The organism is Eggerthella guodeyinii, from assembly GCF_009834925.2.
Lineage (GTDB): Bacteria > Actinomycetota > Coriobacteriia > Coriobacteriales > Eggerthellaceae > Eggerthella > Eggerthella guodeyinii.
Genome location: NZ_CP063310.1, coordinates 2038924 through 2058572, shown reverse-complemented (window position 1 = coordinate 2058572; position 19649 = coordinate 2038924). Strand labels below are relative to the sequence as shown.

The 19649-nt window shown below is 67.3% G+C and carries 25 protein-coding genes; 1 reads left to right on the top strand and 24 read right to left on the bottom strand.

The features are described from left to right. Positions 1 to 32 precede the first annotated feature (32 nt). From GS424_RS08555 to GS424_RS08495, 13 genes are all read right to left on the bottom strand, one after another. A complete protein-coding gene (locus tag GS424_RS08555) occupies positions 33 to 197 on the bottom strand; it encodes a hypothetical protein (RefSeq protein ID WP_160941554.1) in 165 nt (54 codons plus the stop codon). 21 nt (positions 198 to 218) lie between these two features. Beyond that, the gene (locus GS424_RS08550) at positions 219 to 368 is read right to left on the bottom strand and encodes a hypothetical protein (RefSeq protein WP_160941555.1); all 150 of its coding nucleotides are present in this window, start codon (positions 366 to 368) and stop codon (positions 219 to 221) included. Continuing rightward, entirely contained in the window at positions 368 to 649 is a 282-nt protein-coding gene (locus GS424_RS08545) for a hypothetical protein (protein ID WP_160941556.1), read from the bottom strand. Before GS424_RS08545 ends, GS424_RS08550 begins: the two co-directional genes overlap by 1 nt. Before the next feature lie 102 nt (positions 650 to 751). Beyond that, positions 752 to 967, bottom strand: coding sequence for a hypothetical protein (locus tag GS424_RS08540; protein ID WP_160941557.1), 216 nt, complete (start codon positions 965 to 967; stop codon positions 752 to 754). Beyond that, complete coding sequence (locus GS424_RS08535; protein ID WP_160941558.1) at positions 960 to 1187, bottom strand: hypothetical protein; 228 nt, start codon at positions 1185 to 1187, stop codon at positions 960 to 962. Before GS424_RS08535 ends, GS424_RS08540 begins: the two co-directional genes overlap by 8 nt. Then, on the bottom strand, positions 1188 to 1460 hold the full coding sequence (locus tag GS424_RS08530) for a hypothetical protein (protein WP_160941559.1): 273 nt from the start codon (positions 1458 to 1460) through the stop codon (positions 1188 to 1190). It lies immediately after the preceding gene. A gap of 10 nt (positions 1461 to 1470) precedes the next feature. Further along, complete coding sequence (locus tag GS424_RS08525) at positions 1471 to 1818, bottom strand: hypothetical protein (protein ID WP_160941560.1); 348 nt, start codon at positions 1816 to 1818, stop codon at positions 1471 to 1473. Between the two features lie 286 nt (positions 1819 to 2104). Further along, on the bottom strand, positions 2105 to 2563 hold the full coding sequence (locus GS424_RS08520; RefSeq protein ID WP_235904739.1) for a hypothetical protein: 459 nt from the start codon (positions 2561 to 2563) through the stop codon (positions 2105 to 2107). Between the two features lie 160 nt (positions 2564 to 2723). Further along, on the bottom strand, positions 2724 to 3131 hold the full coding sequence (locus tag GS424_RS08515) for a MerR family transcriptional regulator (RefSeq protein WP_160941561.1): 408 nt from the start codon (positions 3129 to 3131) through the stop codon (positions 2724 to 2726). Between the two features lie 60 nt (positions 3132 to 3191). Beyond that, positions 3192 to 3638, bottom strand: a complete 447-nt coding sequence (dut, locus tag GS424_RS08510; protein ID WP_160941562.1) for a dUTP diphosphatase — start codon at positions 3636 to 3638, stop codon at positions 3192 to 3194. 1 nt (position 3639) lies between these two features. Further along, positions 3640 to 4086: a transcriptional regulator NrdR gene (gene nrdR, locus GS424_RS08505; RefSeq protein ID WP_009307018.1), complete on the bottom strand. Its 447-nt coding sequence runs from the start codon at positions 4084 to 4086 to the stop codon at positions 3640 to 3642. A 106-nt stretch (positions 4087 to 4192) separates the two neighbouring features. Next, positions 4193 to 5707 (bottom strand): ATP-binding cassette domain-containing protein, encoded by a 1515-nt coding sequence (locus GS424_RS08500; protein WP_160941563.1) that lies wholly within the window; start codon positions 5705 to 5707, stop codon positions 4193 to 4195. A gap of 398 nt (positions 5708 to 6105) precedes the next feature. Continuing rightward, positions 6106 to 6375 carry a hypothetical protein gene (locus GS424_RS08495; protein WP_244977711.1) on the bottom strand — a complete coding sequence of 90 codons (270 nt, stop codon included), beginning with the start codon at positions 6373 to 6375 and terminating at the stop codon, positions 6106 to 6108. A gap of 142 nt (positions 6376 to 6517) precedes the next feature. On the opposite strand from GS424_RS08495, the gene lexA reads away from it, so the two are divergent. Then, positions 6518 to 7156, top strand: a complete 639-nt coding sequence (lexA, locus tag GS424_RS08490) for a transcriptional repressor LexA (RefSeq protein ID WP_160941565.1) — start codon at positions 6518 to 6520, stop codon at positions 7154 to 7156. 57 nt (positions 7157 to 7213) lie between these two features. On the opposite strand, the gene GS424_RS08485 is transcribed toward lexA, so the two are convergent. From GS424_RS08485 to rimO, 11 genes are all read right to left on the bottom strand, one after another. Then, positions 7214 to 7765, bottom strand: a complete 552-nt coding sequence (locus GS424_RS08485) for a signal peptidase II (RefSeq protein ID WP_160941566.1) — start codon at positions 7763 to 7765, stop codon at positions 7214 to 7216. Further along, on the bottom strand, positions 7752 to 9068 hold the full coding sequence (gene hflX, locus GS424_RS08480; protein ID WP_193666559.1) for a GTPase HflX: 1317 nt from the start codon (positions 9066 to 9068) through the stop codon (positions 7752 to 7754). The genes GS424_RS08485 and hflX overlap by 14 nt, the downstream gene beginning before the upstream one ends. 198 nt (positions 9069 to 9266) lie before the next feature. Continuing rightward, on the bottom strand, positions 9267 to 10247 hold the full coding sequence (miaA, locus tag GS424_RS08475; protein WP_160941567.1) for a tRNA (adenosine(37)-N6)-dimethylallyltransferase MiaA: 981 nt from the start codon (positions 10245 to 10247) through the stop codon (positions 9267 to 9269). Further along, positions 10228 to 11607, bottom strand: a complete 1380-nt coding sequence (miaB, locus tag GS424_RS08470; RefSeq protein ID WP_160941568.1) for a tRNA (N6-isopentenyl adenosine(37)-C2)-methylthiotransferase MiaB — start codon at positions 11605 to 11607, stop codon at positions 10228 to 10230. Before miaB ends, miaA begins: the two co-directional genes overlap by 20 nt. 10 nt (positions 11608 to 11617) lie before the next feature. Next, positions 11618 to 11968, bottom strand: a complete 351-nt coding sequence (locus tag GS424_RS08465) for a stage V sporulation protein S (protein ID WP_160941569.1) — start codon at positions 11966 to 11968, stop codon at positions 11618 to 11620. 156 nt (positions 11969 to 12124) lie between these two features. Beyond that, positions 12125 to 13210 carry an ATP-binding protein gene (locus GS424_RS08460; RefSeq protein ID WP_154331910.1) on the bottom strand — a complete coding sequence of 362 codons (1086 nt, stop codon included), beginning with the start codon at positions 13208 to 13210 and terminating at the stop codon, positions 12125 to 12127. A gap of 12 nt (positions 13211 to 13222) precedes the next feature. Continuing rightward, complete coding sequence (gene rny, locus GS424_RS08455; protein WP_160941570.1) at positions 13223 to 14755, bottom strand: ribonuclease Y; 1533 nt, start codon at positions 14753 to 14755, stop codon at positions 13223 to 13225. A gap of 255 nt (positions 14756 to 15010) precedes the next feature. Further along, positions 15011 to 15769 carry a regulatory protein RecX gene (locus GS424_RS08450; protein WP_160941571.1) on the bottom strand — a complete coding sequence of 253 codons (759 nt, stop codon included), beginning with the start codon at positions 15767 to 15769 and terminating at the stop codon, positions 15011 to 15013. A gap of 1 nt (position 15770) precedes the next feature. Next, positions 15771 to 16829: a recombinase RecA gene (gene recA, locus GS424_RS08445; protein ID WP_160941572.1), complete on the bottom strand. Its 1059-nt coding sequence runs from the start codon at positions 16827 to 16829 to the stop codon at positions 15771 to 15773. Between the two features lie 273 nt (positions 16830 to 17102). Continuing rightward, on the bottom strand, positions 17103 to 18332 hold the full coding sequence (pgsA, locus tag GS424_RS08440) for a CDP-diacylglycerol--glycerol-3-phosphate 3-phosphatidyltransferase (protein ID WP_160941573.1): 1230 nt from the start codon (positions 18330 to 18332) through the stop codon (positions 17103 to 17105). 5 nt (positions 18333 to 18337) lie between these two features. Further along, entirely contained in the window at positions 18338 to 19648 is a 1311-nt protein-coding gene (gene rimO, locus GS424_RS08435; protein ID WP_160941574.1) for a 30S ribosomal protein S12 methylthiotransferase RimO, read from the bottom strand. Between the last annotated feature and the right edge of the window lies 1 nt (position 19649).

Below are 19649 nucleotides of genomic sequence, written 5' to 3'. Positions count from 1 at the left end.
GCTGCGCGCCCACGCAAGGGGTAACGATTGGACTAACGGCCGACAATGCGGCGCACCAGTTTCAGGATGATGCCGACACCGACAATGCCGCCGAACACTCCCATCAAAGTAGGAATGTTGGAAGCAATCGCGGTACCCAGCGAACTGGCAAGATCAAAAACGCTAGCGGTAAGCGCAGTGAAAATCCCTTCAAGCATAGTTTCACCCCCTTTCAAAAGCTACGAAACGAACTTATGTACCATCCGGAAGAACGCGCCAACAATCCAGGGCACGAACGCCAGAACGAAACCGAACACCAAGCCACCGAATGCGAAGGGCGACAGCGCGTCGTAATAGGCAAGGTTGAACAAAGCGTCGAGGGCATCCATCAGGGCACCACTCGGTCGAGCAGGATGCGGGCGAGCATGATCCCGGCGCACAGCCATACGCCCAGCACCAGCAGCACCGCGTCCGTGTGCAGGTAGTCGGCGTAGGCTAGCGCCTCGTTCCAACCAGGCGAAGGAGCTTCAACAGCAACGAGAGCGCTTGGTTCAGCGTCCGCAGCATCTTGGGGAACCTCCTTCTCGGCGGCATCGTCCACGGGTGCGGCGGCATCAGGCCGCGCGCCTCCGGTATCAGCACCGGCAGCTTCTCGGGATTCATCGGCCATCACGACCCCCTACGTCCAGGCGGCGAGCGTCCTTTACGAGCAGGATGCAAGCGGCAACGAAGGAGACGGCGGCGATGCCCAGGCACGTATAGCAGACAAGCATCAGCGACCGCCTTTCGGGTAGATGTCGCGGTAAGCCAGAGAGACGCGTTGGATGGAGGGGAACATGGTGACGCCCCCGTCGTCCATCAAACGAAAATCGACCGTCGAAATGAAGCAGCCGTGATGCTCGTTCCAAGCGCGGACGAACGCCGCGATGTCGCGTTCGGCGGCAGGGATGCCATCGCCAGAGGACATGACGGTAAAGAGCCTAGGCATCGGGGCACCTCCCGCGATCGCAGCCGACAGGATCAGAAAGGGTTTTCGAGTACTCGACGTTCACCCCGCCGATCACGTACGTCCCGTTCAGGGCGTTGTAGAGGGGCACCACCGCATCGAAGAAATCGGCAGGGGAGAGGAGGACGGAGCGGAGCAGCCGGCCGCGGCAATCGTAGGCGCGGGCGACGTCGGGGCTGAGGCCGCAAGCGGTGCAAGCCATCTAGACCACCGCCCGCAACGCATAGCGAGGCTCGCGTTTGACGGCATCGTCCGCGAAGTTGAAGAACGTGCCGTAGTCGAAATTAATCTGGCCCAGAGCCTGACCGATAAGCTCGATGGCCTCGGGCGAGCGCTGGAACGTCACGACAAACTGGCCGTTGTAAGGATTGACCGAAACCTCAAGGAGGTTGCCGCGAGGAACGCCCTCCGGAGCAGCGGGGCATACCTTGTGAAAATTCGCGTTCTCGATCACGTCGAAGCAAGTCGGCTTCATGGCGCACCGCCTAGGCATGGTGCGAGGACTGGGCGGCTTCGGCAGCCTCGGACTGGGAGAGCAAGGGCGCGGCAGCCATGGCCTTGGCATCGGAGAAGAGGTTGAGCAAACGGCCCTTGAACGTGCCATACTTCTCGTCGAATCGGAATTCCACGAGCATATGCGCGTCCTGGTAGTCGGCGAGCAGCGAGCAGTCCAAGTCGCGAGGGACGGACAGGACGAACGTCTCGGTTGTTCCACGGGTGGAGAACTTGGCTCGACGGTAGTCGATGACCTCGACGACCTTACCGGAGGCGTCCTTCTTATCGAACGATTTCGCCTCGAGGCCGAGGCAGACAGCAGACAGTTTCGCGCGCATAATATCACTCCTCAATCCGTTTGCCCAGATCAAGGGGGATATTCTCTTTCTAATACAGCTTTACATAAGACATATTATCAATAAACTATAGTATATGATGAAGGGAAACGAGAGGGATTGGAAACGATTATGCTTATCAGTATTATCGCGGTGACCTTGTGGTGGTGTGGAGATTTGCGTTTCGCTTCGCGCAAACACCCTAATCTCGGCGATAGGTCTCAGACAAAGAAAACGCCGCGGGATCGGTGCGTATCCTGCGGCGTTGTATGCGGTTTGGCGGCGGTTGCTATCCCCAGGTGGACGTTCCGGCGGCACCGGAGCCGACATCCGTCATGGCACCCGTGTAGTCGCCGCTTTCCATCATCTCGAGCACGACGGGCATCATCAGGTAGAACGAGATCGCGTTGAGCGCGAACGCGACGCCGCAGACGGCCATGCCGACGATCGCCGATCGCTTGAGGCGCTGCGCGAGCACCGAGACGTCCGTGTGCTTCGCGATGAGCTTCTTGAGCTTGCGAAACGCGACGATGGCGCAGACGAGCCCGACGCCGCTGAGCAGCACGCCGCCGATGAACAGCGACACGGGCCCGGCGATGCTGGCCACCATGACCATCGTCTGGGACTTCTTCAGCTCGCGTAGGTCGTTCATGTTCGAAGACGGTACCGGAGCGCCGTTGAGCTCCGTTTGACGCTCGGGATCGTGCCCGGGAGGCGGCTCAGGCGGCCTATGTTCGCTATCAGTCATGCATCTTCCTTGTTTCTCGAAATTTCATGGCTTCTGACCTGGGGTTTTATAAACGAGGCTCTGAGAGCCGTTCTAAGGCCCTATCTTGCCTTCGGACGAGTCCTAGGTCATGGAAATCGCGCTTTTTCAACCGGATCTGGCGAGTACTATACCATGAAGGTCATCGAGGACCCCGATCCGTCGACAATTCCACACCTGCGGCGCTCAGCCGCTTCAAACTTTCGTCGAGTTCCGCGCGTTGATACTCGAGCACCGTCTCCTGGGCCCGTACGATGGCCAGCCGCTCGTCGCGCGTCGACGCGCCGCGCCGCTGCAGCTTCACGTAGTATTGGATGCCTTCGATGGACAAGCCGCTTTTCCGCAGCGCGTCGACGAAGTACAGCTGCGCCACGTCGGATTGCGAGAACGTGCGCACGCCGCGCGCATCGCGGGCCAGCTCGGGAAAGAACCCGCACTTGTCGTAGTAGCGGATGGTGAACGCGGAAATGCCCGTCATGTCGGCGACCTCGCTGATGCCGAAGCACGGCAACGTGCTCCGGGCGCTTTCACCGTGCTCGCTCGCATCCATCGGCGTCCCCTTTCGTCCTTGCTTAGAGTTACTCTAAGTGAGCGGAAACGGCGCGACGACCTACAGGCTCACGCCGCTGCTGCCGAAGCCGCCCGCGCCGCGCTCCGTCTCCGGCAGCTTCGCGCATACGTCGAATGAGGCGTCGGGCACGCGCATGATGACGAGCTGCGCGATGCGGTCGCCCCGCTTGATCTCGAACGCGTTCTGCGGATCGAGGTTGACCAGGATGGCCTGGATCTCGCCGCGGTAGTTGCTGTCGATCAGACCGGGCGCGTTGACCAGCGACACGCCGTGCTTGATGGCCAGCCCGCTGCGCGGCAGCACGAAGCCGGCGTAGCCGCACGGGATGGCCACGGCGATGCCGCACGGAACGAGCTTGCGCTCGAAGGGCTTCAACGTGTCGTCGCAGGTGGCGCGCAGATCCACGCCGGCGTCGCCCTCGTAGGCGTACGCGGGAACGGGCAGCTCGGCATCGAGCTGCTGCAAAGGTACCGATACGTGCTCCATGTTAGCGCAATCCCTCCAATGCGGCGGCGAACTCCTCGACGTTGCGGAAGTCCTTGTACACGCTCGCGAAGCGCACGTAGGCGACGTCGTCGAGCTTGGCGAGGCGCACGAGCACCATGTCGCCCAGATCCTTCGATCCGATCTCGTTGCGCGAGGCGTTGCGCAGCTCGGCCTCGATGCTGTCGATGAGCGAGGCGATCTGCTCGGGCCCGATGGGTCGCTTCGCGGCGGCGTTGAGCAGCCCGCGCATGAGCTTCTGGCGATCGTAGGCCTCCGACGAGCCGTCGGCTTTGATGACGATGAGCGGATTGTCGCCCAGGCGCTCGTACGTGGTGAAACGACGCCCGCATTCGAGGCATTCGCGGCGCCGGCGAATGGCCGTGCCGTCTTCGGAAGGCCTCGAGTCGACCACTTTCGACTCTGGATTGCCACAGGAAGGACAACGCATACTTGCTCCTTTGCCGATTTTGGTTCAGCCTAACATACAATATATAGTGGTTCAATCGGCATACCGGATTCGCGCAAAAAACCTGCACGAACCGTGCGCGCCACCCCTACCGAACGGCGCGCACATACGTATCCCCCAGCCCAACCTCCCCTTTCGCCCGTTCGACCTCGAATACCCAGCGCTCGTCCACGAGCGCGTCGAGGAACCGCTCGTCATGCGACACGAGCACAAGCGCGCAGGCGCATTCGCCGAGCACGTCCTGCAGGGCCTCGATCGAGCGGATATCCAGATGGTTCGTCGGCTCGTCCATGACGATGAGATGCGGCGACGAGAGCAGGCTGCGCGCGATCAGGAGCTTGCGCACCTCTCCCGGGCTCAGATCCTCCCCGTCGAGCACGCGCGACGGCGGCGATTCGAGCCGCGCCACGATAGAAAGCACGCGTCCGCGCTCGGCCGGCGAGAGCCCGTGCAGCTCGTCGAGCAGCGCGCGCACCTCGCCGTCGTCTGCCTCCTGCGGAAGGTGCGCGACGCCCTCCGACAGCGTAACCCGGCGCAGGAGGGCTCTGAGCAGGGTGGACTTCCCTGCTCCGTTTCTGCCGACGAGTCCGATGCGGTCCTCGTTTCCCAGGTACAGCTCGGGATGGTGCAGCGCGCGTCCCGCGCCGAGCGGCATGCTGCCGGCGGGAAGGCGGGCGAGCACCTTGCGGGCGGCGGGAGCGGCATCCGTTTCCAGGGAGCCTCGGGCCTCCTTTTTGGCATCGAGGCCTTCGATACGCTTCTCGACGGCCTCGATGCGCTTGTCCATCTGCGACGAGAGCTTGCCCGCCTTGCCGTCCTGCCCGGAATAGACGGCGAGCTTGATCTTCGCCCGCCCGTCGCGATCGTGCCGGTCGAGGTGCCGCGCCGAACGGCGGGCCGACGCGCGGGCGGCGACCCCGTCGCGCCGCGCACTCTCGTTCCTGATGCGGGCAAGCTCCTCGCGGGCTTGGCGGCGCTCCGTGCGCACGGTCTCCTGGCGCAGGTCGAGCTCCCGGCGCGCCTGCGTGTAGGTGCCCGGGATGGCGACAGCCCGTCCCGCCTCGACGAACACGCACGATTGCACGAGACCGTCGAGCAGCGTGCGATCGTGCGACACGAGCAGCCCGACGCCCTTGAACGAGGCGAGCGCCTGCGCGACGAGGGCACGCGTGGGCGCGTCGAGGTGGTTCGTCGGCTCGTCGAGGGCGAGCACCTGCGGCTCCGCGGCCAGCGCGCAGGCGATCTGGATGCGCTTGCGCTCGCCATGGGACAGCGAATCGTAGCGCCACAGCCATTCGTCCTCGATTTCCAGCAGCGCGCGCAGTTTCACGGCCGTCGAGCCGTAGTCGCAGGCGAACTCCTCGAGCGTCGCAGGGGGCAGCGCGGTGGACTGCTCGCATATCGTGCCGCGCGTCCGGGGCGACACCGACCCCCGATCGGGCGGGAGCGCGCCGCACACGCAGCGCGCGAGCGTGCTCTTGCCGGCGCCGTTCGGCCCGACGATGCCCGTCCAGCCGTTCGAGAACGTGAGCGAGACGTCGTCGAGCGCGGGCTCGTCGGCACCTTCGTAGGTATGGGAAAGATGATGGGCGGTAACGAACATGGCGACCTCCGTCTGAGAGGCGCACGGGCGGCTCGGTGCAGCGTTCAGCGATGCCGATGAAGGGAATGCCAAGCGGCTTGGGAAAGCGGATGAAGCGCGAGGCGGAGTCGAGAACGATGGCGAAAGCGCACCCGATGCGGCTGATGGATACCTGCAAGGGGTGAAAAGAGGGCTTTCGTTATCGCTTCATGTTCCTTGTCTCCTTCGCGAGGCGCGCTCGCCTGCGGGTGCGGCGGCGCGGCACGGTTGCTGCTCGGCCGAGTCTACCACGGCGGGCGGAATGCGTAAACCCCCGAATGGACGCGCCTCCGGGGTGGCGGAGGCGCTACGCAGCCACAGAAACGCAGCATCTGTGGGTTATGGAACGGCCGCTGCGGGCCGTGGGAGAACGACGGGCGCTACAGCCCCATGAACAAGCTGGCGAACGCGAGCGCCGCGAACACGCACCCGCCGACGACCGCCTGCCAACGCTGCACGCGGCCGAACGACACGCCTTGCGCCGTGCCCGCGCGCACGGCGGACGCGAACGACGCATCGCCGCGCCCCGCATGCGCGCCGCGCCCGGTTTGGGCCGCGCGCTCGGGAAACGCGATAATGCGCGCCTGCCGAGCAGGTGCCGAATCGAGCTTCGGTTGAAGGGCCGAGGTTCCCTCGACGGGGTATTTCATCTCAAAATTCTTCATTTTATGCCCTCCTGCTCTTGCGTAGAACCTTTGTTCGCGTATATAATAGGTCGAACAAAGGTTCATGTCAATAGAAATTTCATACATTTGTTCGGTAGAAGATAGGGCGGCGACGAAAGGACGATCCATGGCCGAGAAAGTGACGAAGCGCCAGCAAGCGGTGCTCGACTGCATCGAGGAGTGCATTCGGGAGAAAGGGTACGGCCCGACCGTGCGCGAGGTATGCCAGAGCCTCGGCCTCTCCTCCCCCTCCACCGTGCACGTGCACTTGAAGGCGCTCGAGGAAAAGGGCCTCATCAAGCGCGACCCGCTCAAGTCGCGCTCCATCGCGCTCACCTATCCGCTCGAGGACGCTGCGCTGGCCACCAACGTCGTCGCGCCCAGCTTCAGCAACATCGTGAGCGTGCCCCTCGTGGGCAACGTGGCGGCCGGCTCGCCCATCCTCGCCGAGGAGAACATCACCGACACCCTGTCGCTTCCCACCGAGATCGTGGGCGACGCCCCGTCGTTCTTGCTGTCGGTGCGCGGCGAGAGCATGATCGAAGCGGGCATCAACGACGGCGACTACGTCGTGGTCAAGGAGCAGCCCGTCGCGAACAACGGCGACATCGTCGTGGCCATCATCGACGACGGCGCCACGGTGAAGCGCTTCTTCAAGGAAAGCGACCACATCCGCCTGCAGCCGGAGAACTCCACGATGGACCCCATCATCACCACCGATTGCGCCATCGCCGGCAAGGTGGTCGCGGTCTTCCGCCGCCTGTAACGTCGCACGCCGAACCAACGAAACGCCCCGCCGCTCGATGGAAGCGACGGGGCGTTTCTATTTGGCGTCGCGCCTCAACCGGGATGCCAGGTACGAGCCGTACGCCCGGAGGTCGAACGCGTCGCCGTGCGCAAGCGCCAGCGCGACGAAGACGACGAGCGAGACGCTGAGGTAGCAGTCCTTCACGTCGAACACGAACGCCCCGGGAACCTGCAGGAAATCGAGGCTGCCGCCCCAGAACACGCGGTCGACGAGCCCGCAGACGCAGCCGGCCAGGCCCACGGCGAACACGAAGGCCGCCGCCTTGCCCGGCTTCTCCACCGACGCGCGGTAGAACGCGTACGCGCTGAGCGCCAGCGCGATGGCCAGCACGTTGAGGGCGATGGCCACCGCCGGCACGCTGAGCACCTCGATGAAGTTGCCGCCCCAGGTCATCTTCTCGTTGACCGTCGGATAGTACTGCAGGACGTCGCCGACGAGGGAGAAGCTGTACCCCATCCCCCACCGCGCGATGACGAGCTTGACGCCCTGGTCGACCGCCACGAGGAGCGCGATCGACCCGATGAGCGCCAGCCGCCCTCCCGAGGGGGACGGCCTACTCGCCGCCATGCACGAACGGCCTGAACAGCCCGGCGTACGAAGGGCCCGCGAGCATGACGATGCGCGTGCCCGCCTCCTCGTGCGTCTCCGAGAGAATGTGGCAGCGCTCGTGCGCGATGGAGACGAGGTCGCCCCGGCTGTAGGGGATCAGCACGTCGAGGTGCTCGTCCTGCGCCGAGGCGACGCGGGCGACGTGGTCGACGAGCGCGCCCACGCCCTCCCCTGTCGCCGCCGACGCGAACTGCGCCTGCGGATGGCGCGCCTTGAGGGCCGCGAAATGCTCCTCGTCGAGCAGGTCGCACTTGTTGAACACGAGCACGCGCAGCAGGTCCTGCGCCTGGATCTGGCCGAGCACGTCCTCCACGGCGGCGATCTGCGCCTCGTACTCGTCCGACGACGCGTCCACCACGTGCAGCACGAGGTCGGCGCCCGTGATCTCGTCGAGCGTCGACTTGAACGCCTCGATGAGCGTCGTCGGCAGCTTCTGGATGAATCCGACCGTGTCGGTGATGGTGATCTCACGGCCCTCGGGCAGCTCGAACTTGCGCGTGGTCGAGTCGAGCGTGGCGAACAGCTTGTCGTACGCCAGCACGTCCGCATTCGTCAGCCGGTTGAGCAGGCTCGACTTGCCGGCGTTCGTGTAGCCGGCCAGCGCCACCTTGAACATGCCGCTCTCGTAGCGGCTCTCGCGCTGGACGGCGCGCACCTCGGCCAGGTGCTTGAGCTCGCGCTTGATGGACGTGATGCGCTTGCGCACCATGCGGCGGTCGACCTCGAGCTGGCTCTCGCCTTCGCCGAAGCGCGACCCCACGCCGCCGCCCATGCGGTTGGAGGCCAGGTGGGCCCACATGCCACGCAGGCGCGGCAGCAGGTACTCGTTCTGGGCGAGCCGCACCTGCAGCCGCCCCTCTTTGCTGGTGGCGTGCAGGGCGAAGATATCGAGGATGAGCGCCGTGCGGTCGATGACCTTCACGTCGCGGCCCATCGCCTTCTCGAGGTTCGCCTGCTGCGAGGGCGTCAGCTCGTCGTCGAACACCACGAGATCGGCCGCGTGGGCGCGCGCGAGCTCGGCCACCTCGTCGGCCTTGCCCGTGCCCACGAACGTGCGCGGGTTGGGAGCGTCGAGCTTCTGCGTGGTGGAGGCCACCACGTCGGCGCCCGCCGTGTCCACGAGGCGCTCGAGCTCGGCGAGCGACGACGCCAAGGGCCAGGTGGAGCCGGGGCGGTCAACGCCGACGAGCACGGCGCGCTCGCGGCGTTCTTCGGCGACGGGGGTCATGCCCCGCGTGATAACAGATTCGTATTCCGTCATGGATGCAACCTTTCGATGCGAAGACGAGCACGCCGGCATCGGCGTCGGCGCGCGGAGACAGTCGGAAGCGGCGGCGGCCGCTAGAGGAACGCGTGTGCTGTCTGCATGATAGGTGCTCCGATCTTGAACGGTTCGACGGCAGAACCCTGCCTGTGGCTCCGTATCATACCACATGCGCCCTTCCGTCCGGAGAAACCGTCAGGCAACGCCGCCGTCCAGCAGCCCGAGCGCCTCGTCGACGAGCGACGGCAGCTCGCGCCCGGTGGCGTCGAGCCATCGGATGCGCGCGTCCTTGCGAAACCACGTGCGCTGGCGCTTCGCGTAGCGCCGCGTGGCCAGCTTGATCCGCTCGACGGCCTCGTCGAGGGAGACGAGCCCGTCGAGCGCGTCGACGATCTCCTTGTACCCGATGGCCTGAGGCGCTGTGACCCCTTCGCGGAACCCGCTTCTCAGCAGCCCCTCCACCTCGGCCACGAGGCCCGCCTCCACCATGGCGTCCACCCGCGCGTCGATGCGCGCGCGCAGCGCGTCGGGATCCACGGCCAGGCCGAGGAAGACGGCCGGCACGAGCTGCGGGAGCTGCGCGAGCCGGGCGCGCTGCTCGGCGTAGGTCGTGCCCTCCTCGAGCAGCTCGAAGGCGCGCACGACGCGCTTGACGTCGGCTGCCGGGATAAGATCCGCGCTCGCCGCATCGCGCGCGGCCAGCAGCTTCCACAGCGCCTCGGCGCCCTGCTCGCGCGCCACGGCCTGGTAGCGGTCGCGCACGGGGTTGCCCACCTGCTCGCCCGCGGGGAAGTCGTACGCGTCGACGGCCGCGCGCACGTAGAAGCCCGTGCCGCCCGCCAGCACGATGCGCTTGCCGCGGGCGTCGAGGGCGCGGAAGCAGCCGCGCGCGTACTCCTGGTACAGCGCCGCGGAGAAGGGCTCGCCGGGGTCGACGAGGTCGAACCCGTGATGCGGGACGAGGCGCTCGGACGCGGGCAGCTTGCCCGTGCCGATGTCCATGCCGCGGTAGATCTGCATGGAGTCGGCGCTGACCACTTCCCCGCCCAGCTCGAAGGCGAGCGCCTGCGCGAGATCGGTCTTGCCGGACGCGGTGGGCCCGACGACGCAGACCGCCGGGGCGCTCAACGGGAACGGCGCGCCCGCTGCGGCCGGATCAGCGTTCCGGGGCCGCATCGCGCCCGTCCACGACCTCGCCCGCGAGGTACCACGTCTTCGCCTCGTCCACCCGCACGCGCACGATGCTGCCCGCGAGGTCCTCCGCACGCACGTCCACGGGCGCCGGGGCGTGCACGGTCTGGTTCTTCGGGCTCTTGCCCGCCAGCAGGCTCCCGTCGCGCTTCGAAGCGCCCTCCACCAGCACGTCGATCGTGCTTCCCAGGTCGCGCTGGTTCGCCTCGAACGCGCGCTCCTGCACGAGGTCCACGAGGCGGTCGAAGCGCTGCTGGATCACCTCGCGCGGCGTGTCGTCGTCCATGGACGCGGCCGGCGTGCCCTCGCGCTTCGAGTAGATGAACGTGAACACCTGATGGTAGCCCACCTCGTCCACGAGGCGGTACGTGTCCTCGAAGTCCTTCGCCGTCTCGCCGGGGAACCCGACGATGATGTCGGTGGACAGCGCGATGTCGCCCACCGCATCGCGCAGCTTCGCGATGAGGCCGCGGTAGTGGTCGCGCGTGTAGCGGCGGTTCATCGCCGCGAGCACGGCGTCCGAGCCCGACTGCACCGGCAGGTGCAGCGCCGGCATGAGCGAGCGCAGGGTGGCGAACTTGCCGATGACCTCGTCGTTGAGGTCCTTCGGGTGGCTCGTGGCGAACCGCAGCCGCTCGATGCCCGTCCGGTCGAGCGCGTCGAGCACCGCGGCGAAGCGGGGCGAGCCGTACAGGTCGCGCCCGTAGGAGTTCACGTTCTGGCCGAGCAGCGTGATCTCCTTCACCCCGGCGGCCACGTAGCGCTCGGCCTCGGCCACGATGTCCTCGAGGGGCCGCGACTTCTCGCGCCCGCGCACGTACGGCACGATGCAATACGAGCAGAAGTTGTTGCAGCCGATGGTGATGGGCAGCCACGCCGCCCATTCGTGCTCGCGGGCCGTGGGCAGCTCCGTGGGGAACGACGACGCGGCGTCGAGCACCTCCACCTGGTGGCCGCCTTCGGCGAGCGCCGCCTCCAAGAGGCGCGGCAGCGACCCGAGGTTGTGGGTGCCGAACACCACGTCGAGGTGCTTCAGCTCGTCGACGAGCTTCTCGCCGTCGCGCTGGCCGATGCAGCCGCCCACGGCGACGACGCGCTTCGACAGCGGCGTGCCCGCGCGCAGCGGGATGTTCTTGAGCGAGGCCACCTGGCCGTACAGCCGCGTGTCGGCGGCTTCGCGCACGCAGCAGGTCATGAACGCCACGATGTCGGCGTCCTCGATGGTCTCGACCGGCAGCGCGCCCAGCCCCTCGAGCATGCCGGCGATGCGCTCGGAGTCGTGCTTGTTCATCTGGCATCCGAACGTGCGGATGCAGAACGTCAAGTTCGTGAATGGAGTATGCATGCGATTCGTTTCAGCGGGTCTCGGGGGCGGAACGATGGGGATCGTCGCCCAGGGGCTGCGCGACGCCGCGCGTGTAGCGCGGGTCCACCGTGAAGCGGATGGCGGTGCGGTACTCGCCGTCGATGACGATGTCGGCGAACGACGGCACGCAGGCGATCTCGATGCCGATGGGCGACAGGAAGCCGCGGGAGATGGCGATGGCCTTCACCGCCTGGTTGACCGCGCCGGCGCCGACCGCCTGGATCTCGACGCTCACGCCGTCCTTCACCATGCCGGCGATCGCGCCGGCCACGGAGGCGGGCGACGACTTCGATGATACCTTTAAGCAGCCAACGTCTGGCTTGTGTTCGGAAGTGGACATGCCTATCCTTTGTCGTTGGGTAGTCCGTATGGTATGGCTTGTATGCTGCGATAGGATTCCGTTGTGCGATAGATAGGTTATTCTTATGCTCTTGCTATTCTACTCATTAACGCTATGGCACGCAACCTGCGGCTATGCTGTTGTCAAGCGGGTTCGTCATCGTAGCTTCTCGATGGGGATGTGGATGCGCACGCCGTCCTTGCCCACGCGCACGTCCGGCTTCACCGCGGGTTCCAGGTAGTAGTCGCGCGCGAGGTCGGAGAAGGCGCGCGCGATGCGCTGCGAGAAGGCGTCCAGGTCGTCGGGCGCGATCTTGAGGCCGCGGGCATCCCCCGCCGGCGCCTTCGCCGGACGCGCGACCGGGCGCGGCTCGGCGTCCCCCTCGATGCGCACGCGGTTGACCAGCGCATCCACCGGCGCGATCTCCCCGTCCAGAATGCGGCGCGCCGAGCGCTCGGAAATGAGCAGCCCGAGCGCTTCGGCCTCGTCGGCGAAGCCGGCGGGGTCGACGGCCACGGACAGGCGCTTGGCCACCGGCAGCTCGGAGGCGTCGGTGCAGAACGCGCGCATGGCGGAGGTGAGCGAGGACAGCCCGAAGGCGTAGAGCGTCGCCGCGATGTCGGTGAGCGAGCCGAGGTACACGGTGCAGTCGTGGCGGCATTCGATGGCGAACTCGCAGGCGGTGCGCAGGATGTTCTTCGGGCCGCGCACGGCGATGCTGCCCGATTCGGTGCGCTCGAACACGGGGAAGCTCGACTGGTCGGTCTTCTCGCCGAGGCGGTCGAGGTCGGTCTCCACGACGAGCGCGGCGCCCTTGCCCGCATCCGAGGCCGCGACGCACGCCGTCTCGGCGTTGACCGCGATGGAGTACAGCGCCATGCCGCGACCGTGGACGCCCCACTTGTCCATGTGCATGCTGTCGAGCTTCGAGGTGACGCGCGGCTCGAAGATGCGCTCGTGCATGGGCGCGGGCACGCCGTCGCCGTCGTCGATCATGACGAGCCGGCGGCGCTGGCCCTCGCGGGACACGGCGAGGAAGATGCTCTTCGCGTGCGCGTCGCGCGCGTTGCGCAGCATCTCGATGACGATGTCCTCGGTGGAGCGGATGTCGTGCGCCGCCTGCCGGCGCTCGGCCTCGGCGCTCCTCAAACGGACGAAGCCATCCCCGAGGTCGGCCTCGACCCGGAGATGGCTATCGCCGCATACGTTCTCTATGAAGGCTTCGAGCGCTTCGTCGGCCATGCCGCGCGCGTCCTACTTCGCGACGCCGACCGCGCGGCTCTCGCGGATGACCACGACCTTCACCTGGCCGGGGTACTGCATCTCGTTCTCGATGCGCTGCGCGATGTCGTGCGCGAGCACCGTGGTGGCGGCCTCGTCCACCGTGTCGGGCTCCACCATCACGCGCACCTCGCGGCCCGCCTGGATGGCGTACGTGCGCTCCACGCCCTTGTACGAGCTGGCGATCTCCTCCAGCTTCTCGAGGCGCTTCACGTAGGCGTCGAGCGTCTCCTTGCGGGCGCCGGGGCGCGCCGCGGACACGGCGTCGGCCGCCTGGACGAGCACGGCCAGCACGCTGGACGGCTCCACGTCGTTGTGGTGCGCCTCGATGGCGTGGACGATCTCGGCGCGCTCGCCGAAGCGGCGGGCCAGATCGGCGCCGATGACGGCGTGACTGCCCTCCACCTCGTGGTCGACCGCCTTGCCGAGGTCGTGCAGCAGGCCGGCGCGCTTGGCCGGGATGGGGTCGAGCCCCAGCTCGGAGGCCATGACGCCGGAGAGGTAGGCCACCTCGAGCGAGTGGTTCAGCACGTTCTGGCCGTACGAGGTGCGGTAGCGCAGGCGTCCGAGCGTGCGCACGAGCTCGGGGTGCAGGTCGTGGATGCCGGTGTCGAACGTGGCCTGCTCGCCCGCTTCCTGGACGCGCTGGTTCACGAACGCCTCGGCCTTGCCGAACATCTCCTCGATGCGCGCCGGATGGATGCGGCCGTCGGCCACGAGGTTCTCCATCGTCACGCGGCCGATCTCGCGGCGAACCGGGTCGAAGCACGAGATGGTCACGCACTCCGGAGTGTCGTCGATGATCAGGTTCGTGCCGGTCAGCTGCTCGAACGAGCGGATGTTGCGGCCCTCGCGGCCGATGATGCGGCCCTTGAGGTCGTCGGAGGGGATGTGGATGGTGGACACGGTGGTCTCGGCCGAGTGGTCCGCCGCCACGCGCTGGATGGCCAGACTGAGGATCGAGCGGGCCTTCTTGTCGGCTTCGGCCTTCGCGCGGGCCTCGGCGTCGCGGATGATGGCCGCGGACTCGTGCGTCACCTCGTCCTTGAGCGTGTCGAGCAGCTCCGCCTTCGCCTCGTCCGGCGTCATGCCGGCGGCGCGCTCGAGGCGGTAGTTCACTTCGCGCGTGGCTTCCTCGAGGTCGCGCTCGCGACGCTCGAGCTGGCCCTGCATGGACGAGATCTGGTGCTCGCGCGCGTCGAGCGACTCCACGCGGCGGTCGAGCGATTCCTCGCGCTGCGAGATGCGGTTCTCGGCGGAACGCACTTCGCGCAGGCGCTCCTTGCTCTCGGCTTGCGCATCCTGCTTCAGTTTGAGCGCTTCGTCCTTCGCTTCGATGATGGCCTCTCGGCGCAGCGTTTCGGCTTGTCGTTTCGCATCGTTCACCACGGACTCGGCCTCCTGCGCCGCACGCTTCGTGGACGCGTTGACCAGGTAGCGGGTGACGACGAAGCCGAGGGCGATGCCGATGACGGCTCCGATGATCAGCCAGATGAATTCGGGCATACGCTCCCCCTTTCGTTTCAGTTTCCGATAGAGCGTTACATTCAAGGGACATAGGCATAAAAAATCCCGGAAAACCGGGCATGAACGAACGCACGCGATACGGGTGGCATCGTATGAATTTGTCTATAAGAAGTACCCTCATCAGGTACGATCATTCAAGCTATACCATATGATAAAGGTTGTGCCCGAATTGTAAAAGCCCTGAGAGGAAATAATCTGAAAAGCGGGCGCAGAATACCGGGGAAACGAGGGCCTCTACCCCTCGGCGGGGTTCGCTTCGCACCACAGCCGAGCCGCCGTGGACGACACCGAGGCGCTGAAGCCCTTCTGGGCGAGGCGGCGATAGGCGGCGTCGCGCCGGTTCTTCGCGCGCGGCGGCTTGCGCTCGAGCAGCGCGAGGGCGCGCTCGACCTCGCCCGCGTCGTCGCCGTCGCCCGCAGCGAGCGCGTCGACGCTGTCGGCATCGATGCCGAGCCCCTCGAGCTCCGCCGCGATGCCGCGCCGACCGCGCCCCTGGGCGAGGCGGCTGCGCACGAGCACGTCGGCGAACCGGGCGTCGTCGACGAGGCCGCAGGCCAGCGCGCGCGACAGCGCCGCCTCGACGGCCTCGGGCTCGAAACCGTCGCGCGCGAGACGCTGGCGCAGCTGCTCGCAGGCCTGCTCGCGCACGAGGCAGAGGCGCTCGATCTTGCGGAAGGCGGCCTCAGGGTCGGCGAGGCGAGCGTCCTCGGCGGCATCGGCGGCATCGTAGCGAGGGGTCTTTTTGCGAGCACCGGAGGCACCAGAGAGGTTGCCTGATGCGGCGCGAAAAGCAGCGTGAACCCGCGGGTCGTCGGGCGCCTCAGGGAAACGGGCAGATTCCTCAGGGGAACGGGAGGGCGTCTCGCGGAAGCGGGCAGGTGCTTCATGGGGGCGGGACGACTCCGCGATGTCGGCAGAGGGCACGGCGCCTTGCTCGATGGCGGCGATCTCCGCGCGCAGGCGGGCGCGGAGATCGCTCGGGGACTCGGGCATGCTACTTCTTCTTCGTGGGCTTGGCGACCGGAGTGAGGGCGTCGGCCTCCTCGGTCGAGCGCGTGATAATGGGGATGTCGAAGGCCTCGCGCACCTTCGTCTCCAGCTCGTCGCGCAAATCGGGGTTCTCCTTGAGCGTCTGCTTCGCCGCCTCGCGGCCCTGGCCCAGGCGCTCCTCGCCGTAGGTGTACCAGGCGCCGCTCTTCTTGGCGACGCCGGCCTCCACGGCCATGTCGACGATGCAGCCCTCGCGCGAGATGCCCTCGCCGTACATGAGGTCGAACTCGGCCTGGCGGAACGGCGGGGCCACCTTGTTCTTGACCACCTTGGCGCGCACGCGGTTGCCCACGATCTCGCCGTCCTTCTTGATGGAGTCGATGCGGCGGATGTCGATGCGCACGCTCGAGAAGAACTTGAGGGCGCGGCCGCCCGTCGTGGTCTCGGGGTTGCCGAACATCACGCCGATCTTCTCGCGCAGCTGGTTGATGAAGATGCACGTGGTGTTCGACTTCGAAAGCGACCCTGCCAGCTTGCGCAGCGCCTGCGACATGAGGCGCGCCTGCAGGCCCACCGTGGTGTCGCCGATCTCGCCCTCGATCTCGGCGCGGGGCACGAGCGCGGCCACCGAGTCGACCACGACCGCGTCGATGGCGCCCGAGCGCACGAGCATGTCGCAGATCTCGAGCGCCTGCTCGCCGGTGTCGGGCTGCGAGATGAGTACCTCGTCGATATCGACGCCCAAGCGCGCGGCGTACACGGGATCGAGCGCGTGCTCGGCGTCGATGAAGGCCACGATGCCGCCCATGGCCTGGGCTTCGGCGATGATCTGGAGCGCGAGCGTCGTCTTGCCGCTCGACTCGGGGCCGTACACCTCGATGACGCGGCCGCGCGGAACGCCGCCGATGCCGAGCGCCGCGTCGAGCGGCAGCGCGCCGGTCGGAATCGCCCCGATGTTGAGGTCGTGGCCGCCCTCGCCGAACTTCATGATGGAGCCCTTGCCGAACTTGGTCTCGATCTGGTCGGTGGTCAGCTTGAGCATCTTCGATTTTTCTTCGTTCATGCGGTTCCTTCTCTTCCTGCCGCGAGCGCCAAGGACGCGGAGCGTTTGCTGCTTACCATTATACGAACATATGTTTGTCGGTCAAGCATTTTCGCGAAAGAAGCTTGCAACCCCAGTATAACGCCGCCGCATCACGCCGCGATGGCGCGCGTTCGACGCGCAGCACCGCTCGATCCAGCGCGTTTCCCACGCCGAAGGCACGCGGTTTCCACGTTTCCTGCCAGCCGATCCAACGCGGTTTCCACGCGGCTCTCGCGCGACCCCCGCGCGGTTCTAGCGCGCTTCCAGCGCCTCGAGCGCGAACTCGAGCGCCGCGCGCACGGTGAGCAGGCGCACCTCGTCGCGGGTTCCGGGGAAATGGCAGCAGCGCGCGCAGGTGAGGGCCGCGTCGGCGCGGCCGATCCACACGGTGCCCACCGGCTTGCCCGGCTCGGCCCCGCCCGGCCCGGCGATGCCCGTCACCGACACCGCCACGTCGCACGCGAGCGCGCGCCGGGCGCCCTCGGCCATGGCGCACGCCGTCTCCTCGCTGACCGCCCCGCACAGGGCGAGCGTCTCGCGGCCCACGCCCAGCACGTCGCGCTTCACGTCGGAGGAGTAGCTGACGATGCCGCCGCGCACGACGTCCGAGCTGCCCGGCACGTCGGTGAGCGTCGCGGCGATGAGGCCGCCCGTGAGGCTCTCGGCCGTGCCGACGGTCTTGCCCGCCGCGCGCGCCGCCTCCAGCACGCGCCCGGCCAGCTCGTCGAGCGCCTCGGGCGCGATGCCCGCGGCCTCCTCGGCGCTGAGCGCGTGCTCCCCCGCCCCGTCGGTCGCATCCGCTTCCGGTGCCGCCTCTCCGGCGGCCGCGGCCGCGCGCTTCGCGCGCTTGCCCGACGGCGTGAACCCGAGGATCTCCTTCGCCTTCACGAAGTAGTCGAGCATCGAGATGATGGTGAGCGCCACCGCGATGAGCATGGCCAGCCACGACACGAGGTACAGCGGGTTGTGCAGCACGCCCTCGGGGTCGGCGATGACCACGCTGTCCTTGATGATGAACAGCACGATGGCGACGATCTGCGTGACCGTCTTCGCCTTGCCGTACCAGCTGGCCGCGATGACCACGCCCTGGCTGGCCGCCACCATGCGGATGCCCGAGACGATGAACTCGCGCGTGAGGATGACGAGCGCCACCCACGAGGGCAGCACGCCCAGCTCGATGAGCGCGAGCAGCGCCGCCGCCACGAGGATCTTATCGGCCAAAGGATCGATGAACTTGCCGAAGTTCGTCACCTCGCCGCGGCTGCGGGCCAGGTACCCGTCGAGGCCGTCGGTGGCGGCCAGCAGGATGAAGATGCCGGCGGCGATCCACGACTTCGACGCCTCGGCGTCGGGCCAGAACGGGAAGTACTCCGGCCAGGGGCTGATGATGGCCACCACGAACACCGGCACGAGGCAGATGCGCAGCAGCGTCACCACGTTCGCCGGCGTCCACAGCTTCTCGTGGACGGGACCTTGCGTCATCGCGCTCACTCCCCTTCCATCTCGTAGAGCAGCGTGTCGGCGATGCGCACGCGGCGCACCTCGCCCGGCTCGCCCGCGGCGAGGTAGGTGACGCCGTCCACCTCGGGCGCCTGGCACATGGCGCGCCCGAACAGCTGGCCGTCCTCCTCGAAGCCCTCCACGAGCACGTCCATCTCGCGGCCGACGCGCGCGGCGATGCGCGGGCAGCACACGGCGTCGGCCAGGTCGCGCAGGCGCTGCGCGCGGTCGGCCTTCTCGTCCTCGTCCACCTGGTCGGGCAGGTCGTAGGCGCGCGTGCCCTCCTCGCGCGAGTACGGGAACACGCCCACGTAGTCGAACAGCCCCTCCTCGACGAAGGAGCACAGGTCCTCGAACTGCTCGTCGGTCTCGCCCGGGAAGCCCGCGATGAGCGTCGTGCGCAGCGTGGCGCCCGGCACGTGCGCGAGCACGCGCTCGACGAGCGCCAGGAACTCCTCGCGCGAGCCCGTGCGGTTCATGGCGCGCAGGATGCCCGCGTCGACGTGCTGCAGCGGGATGTCGAAGTAGTCGCACACGTTCGCATGCCCGGCCACGGCGTCGAGCAGCTCGTCGGTGAGGCCCTCCGGCTGGATGTACATGACGCGGAACCACGTCTGCGTGAACTCCTCGGCCAGCGCGGACACGAGCGCCGCCAAAGACGACGGCTCCTCGAAGTCGGCGCCCCAGCGCCCCGTGTCCTGGGCGATGAGCACGATCTCGCGCGCACCGGCCGCCACCTGGGCGGCCACGTCGGCGCGCACGTCGTCGAGCGGGAAGCTGCGGTAGCGGCCGCGGATGTACGGGATGGTGCAGTACGTGCAGAACCGGTCGCACCCGTCGGAGATCTTCACGTAGGCCGACACGGCGCCCGGCAGGGCCGCGGGCGCCTCGGCGCCCTCCGCAAGCCCGTCGAGCCCCAGCGCGTCGGCCACGACGGCGGCGATGTCGTCCTCGCGGCTGCACGGCACGAACGCGCGCGCCTCGGTCAGCTCGCCGGCCAGGTCGTCGCCGTAGCGCGCGGGCATGCACCCGGCCACGATGAGCGCGGCGCCGGCTGCCACGTTGGGCAGCCCCGCCACGTCGAAGATGGCCTCGAGGCTCTCCTCCGTGGCGCTCTGGATGAACGAGCAGGTGTTGACCACCACGGCGTCGGCGCAGGCCGGGTCGTCCTCGATCGAGAATCCCGCCTGCACGAGCCGCGCGCGCATGTGCGCCGTGTCCGCTTCGTTCTTCGCGCATCCCAGCGTGACGAAGGCGACGCGGGACGCGACGGGCGCCGCGTCAGATGAGCGTGTCATA

Excerpts from the sequence above, each read along its gene's own strand:
- GS424_RS08550 (WP_160941555.1), bottom strand. The coding sequence starts at position 368 with ATGGATGCCCTCGACGCTTTGTTCAACCTTGCCTATTACGACGCGCTG.
- rimO (WP_160941574.1), bottom strand. The coding sequence starts at position 19,648 with ATGACACGCTCATCTGACGCGGCGCCCGTCGCGTCCCGCGTCGCCTTC.
- GS424_RS08545 (WP_160941556.1), bottom strand. The coding sequence starts at position 649 with ATGGCCGATGAATCCCGAGAAGCTGCCGGTGCTGATACCGGAGGCGCG.
- GS424_RS08520 (WP_235904739.1), bottom strand. The coding sequence starts at position 2,563 with ATGACTGATAGCGAACATAGGCCGCCTGAGCCGCCTCCCGGGCACGAT.
- dut (WP_160941562.1), bottom strand. The coding sequence starts at position 3,638 with ATGGAGCACGTATCGGTACCTTTGCAGCAGCTCGATGCCGAGCTGCCC.
- GS424_RS08485 (WP_160941566.1), bottom strand. The coding sequence starts at position 7,765 with ATGGCGGCGAGTAGGCCGTCCCCCTCGGGAGGGCGGCTGGCGCTCATC.
- GS424_RS08500 (WP_160941563.1), bottom strand. The coding sequence starts at position 5,707 with ATGTTCGTTACCGCCCATCATCTTTCCCATACCTACGAAGGTGCCGAC.
- recA (WP_160941572.1), bottom strand. The coding sequence starts at position 16,829 with ATGAACGAAGAAAAATCGAAGATGCTCAAGCTGACCACCGACCAGATC.
- GS424_RS08450 (WP_160941571.1), bottom strand. The coding sequence starts at position 15,769 with ATGCCCGAGTCCCCGAGCGATCTCCGCGCCCGCCTGCGCGCGGAGATC.
- GS424_RS08495 (WP_244977711.1), bottom strand. The coding sequence starts at position 6,375 with ATGAAATACCCCGTCGAGGGAACCTCGGCCCTTCAACCGAAGCTCGAT.
- miaB (WP_160941568.1), bottom strand. The coding sequence starts at position 11,607 with ATGCATACTCCATTCACGAACTTGACGTTCTGCATCCGCACGTTCGGA.
- GS424_RS08540 (WP_160941557.1), bottom strand. The coding sequence starts at position 967 with ATGCCTAGGCTCTTTACCGTCATGTCCTCTGGCGATGGCATCCCTGCC.
- pgsA (WP_160941573.1), bottom strand. The coding sequence starts at position 18,332 with ATGACGCAAGGTCCCGTCCACGAGAAGCTGTGGACGCCGGCGAACGTG.
- GS424_RS08525 (WP_160941560.1), bottom strand. The coding sequence starts at position 1,818 with ATGCGCGCGAAACTGTCTGCTGTCTGCCTCGGCCTCGAGGCGAAATCG.
- GS424_RS08465 (WP_160941569.1), bottom strand. The coding sequence starts at position 11,968 with ATGTCCACTTCCGAACACAAGCCAGACGTTGGCTGCTTAAAGGTATCA.
- nrdR (WP_009307018.1), bottom strand. The coding sequence starts at position 4,086 with ATGCGTTGTCCTTCCTGTGGCAATCCAGAGTCGAAAGTGGTCGACTCG.
- hflX (WP_193666559.1), bottom strand. The coding sequence starts at position 9,068 with ATGACGGAATACGAATCTGTTATCACGCGGGGCATGACCCCCGTCGCC.
- GS424_RS08535 (WP_160941558.1), bottom strand. The coding sequence starts at position 1,187 with ATGGCTTGCACCGCTTGCGGCCTCAGCCCCGACGTCGCCCGCGCCTAC.
- lexA (WP_160941565.1), top strand. The coding sequence starts at position 6,518 with ATGGCCGAGAAAGTGACGAAGCGCCAGCAAGCGGTGCTCGACTGCATC.
- miaA (WP_160941567.1), bottom strand. The coding sequence starts at position 10,247 with ATGCGGCCCCGGAACGCTGATCCGGCCGCAGCGGGCGCGCCGTTCCCG.
- GS424_RS08555 (WP_160941554.1), bottom strand. The coding sequence starts at position 197 with ATGCTTGAAGGGATTTTCACTGCGCTTACCGCTAGCGTTTTTGATCTT.
- GS424_RS08530 (WP_160941559.1), bottom strand. The coding sequence starts at position 1,460 with ATGAAGCCGACTTGCTTCGACGTGATCGAGAACGCGAATTTTCACAAG.
- GS424_RS08515 (WP_160941561.1), bottom strand. The coding sequence starts at position 3,131 with ATGGATGCGAGCGAGCACGGTGAAAGCGCCCGGAGCACGTTGCCGTGC.
- GS424_RS08460 (WP_154331910.1), bottom strand. The coding sequence starts at position 13,210 with ATGGCCGACGAAGCGCTCGAAGCCTTCATAGAGAACGTATGCGGCGAT.
- rny (WP_160941570.1), bottom strand. The coding sequence starts at position 14,755 with ATGCCCGAATTCATCTGGCTGATCATCGGAGCCGTCATCGGCATCGCC.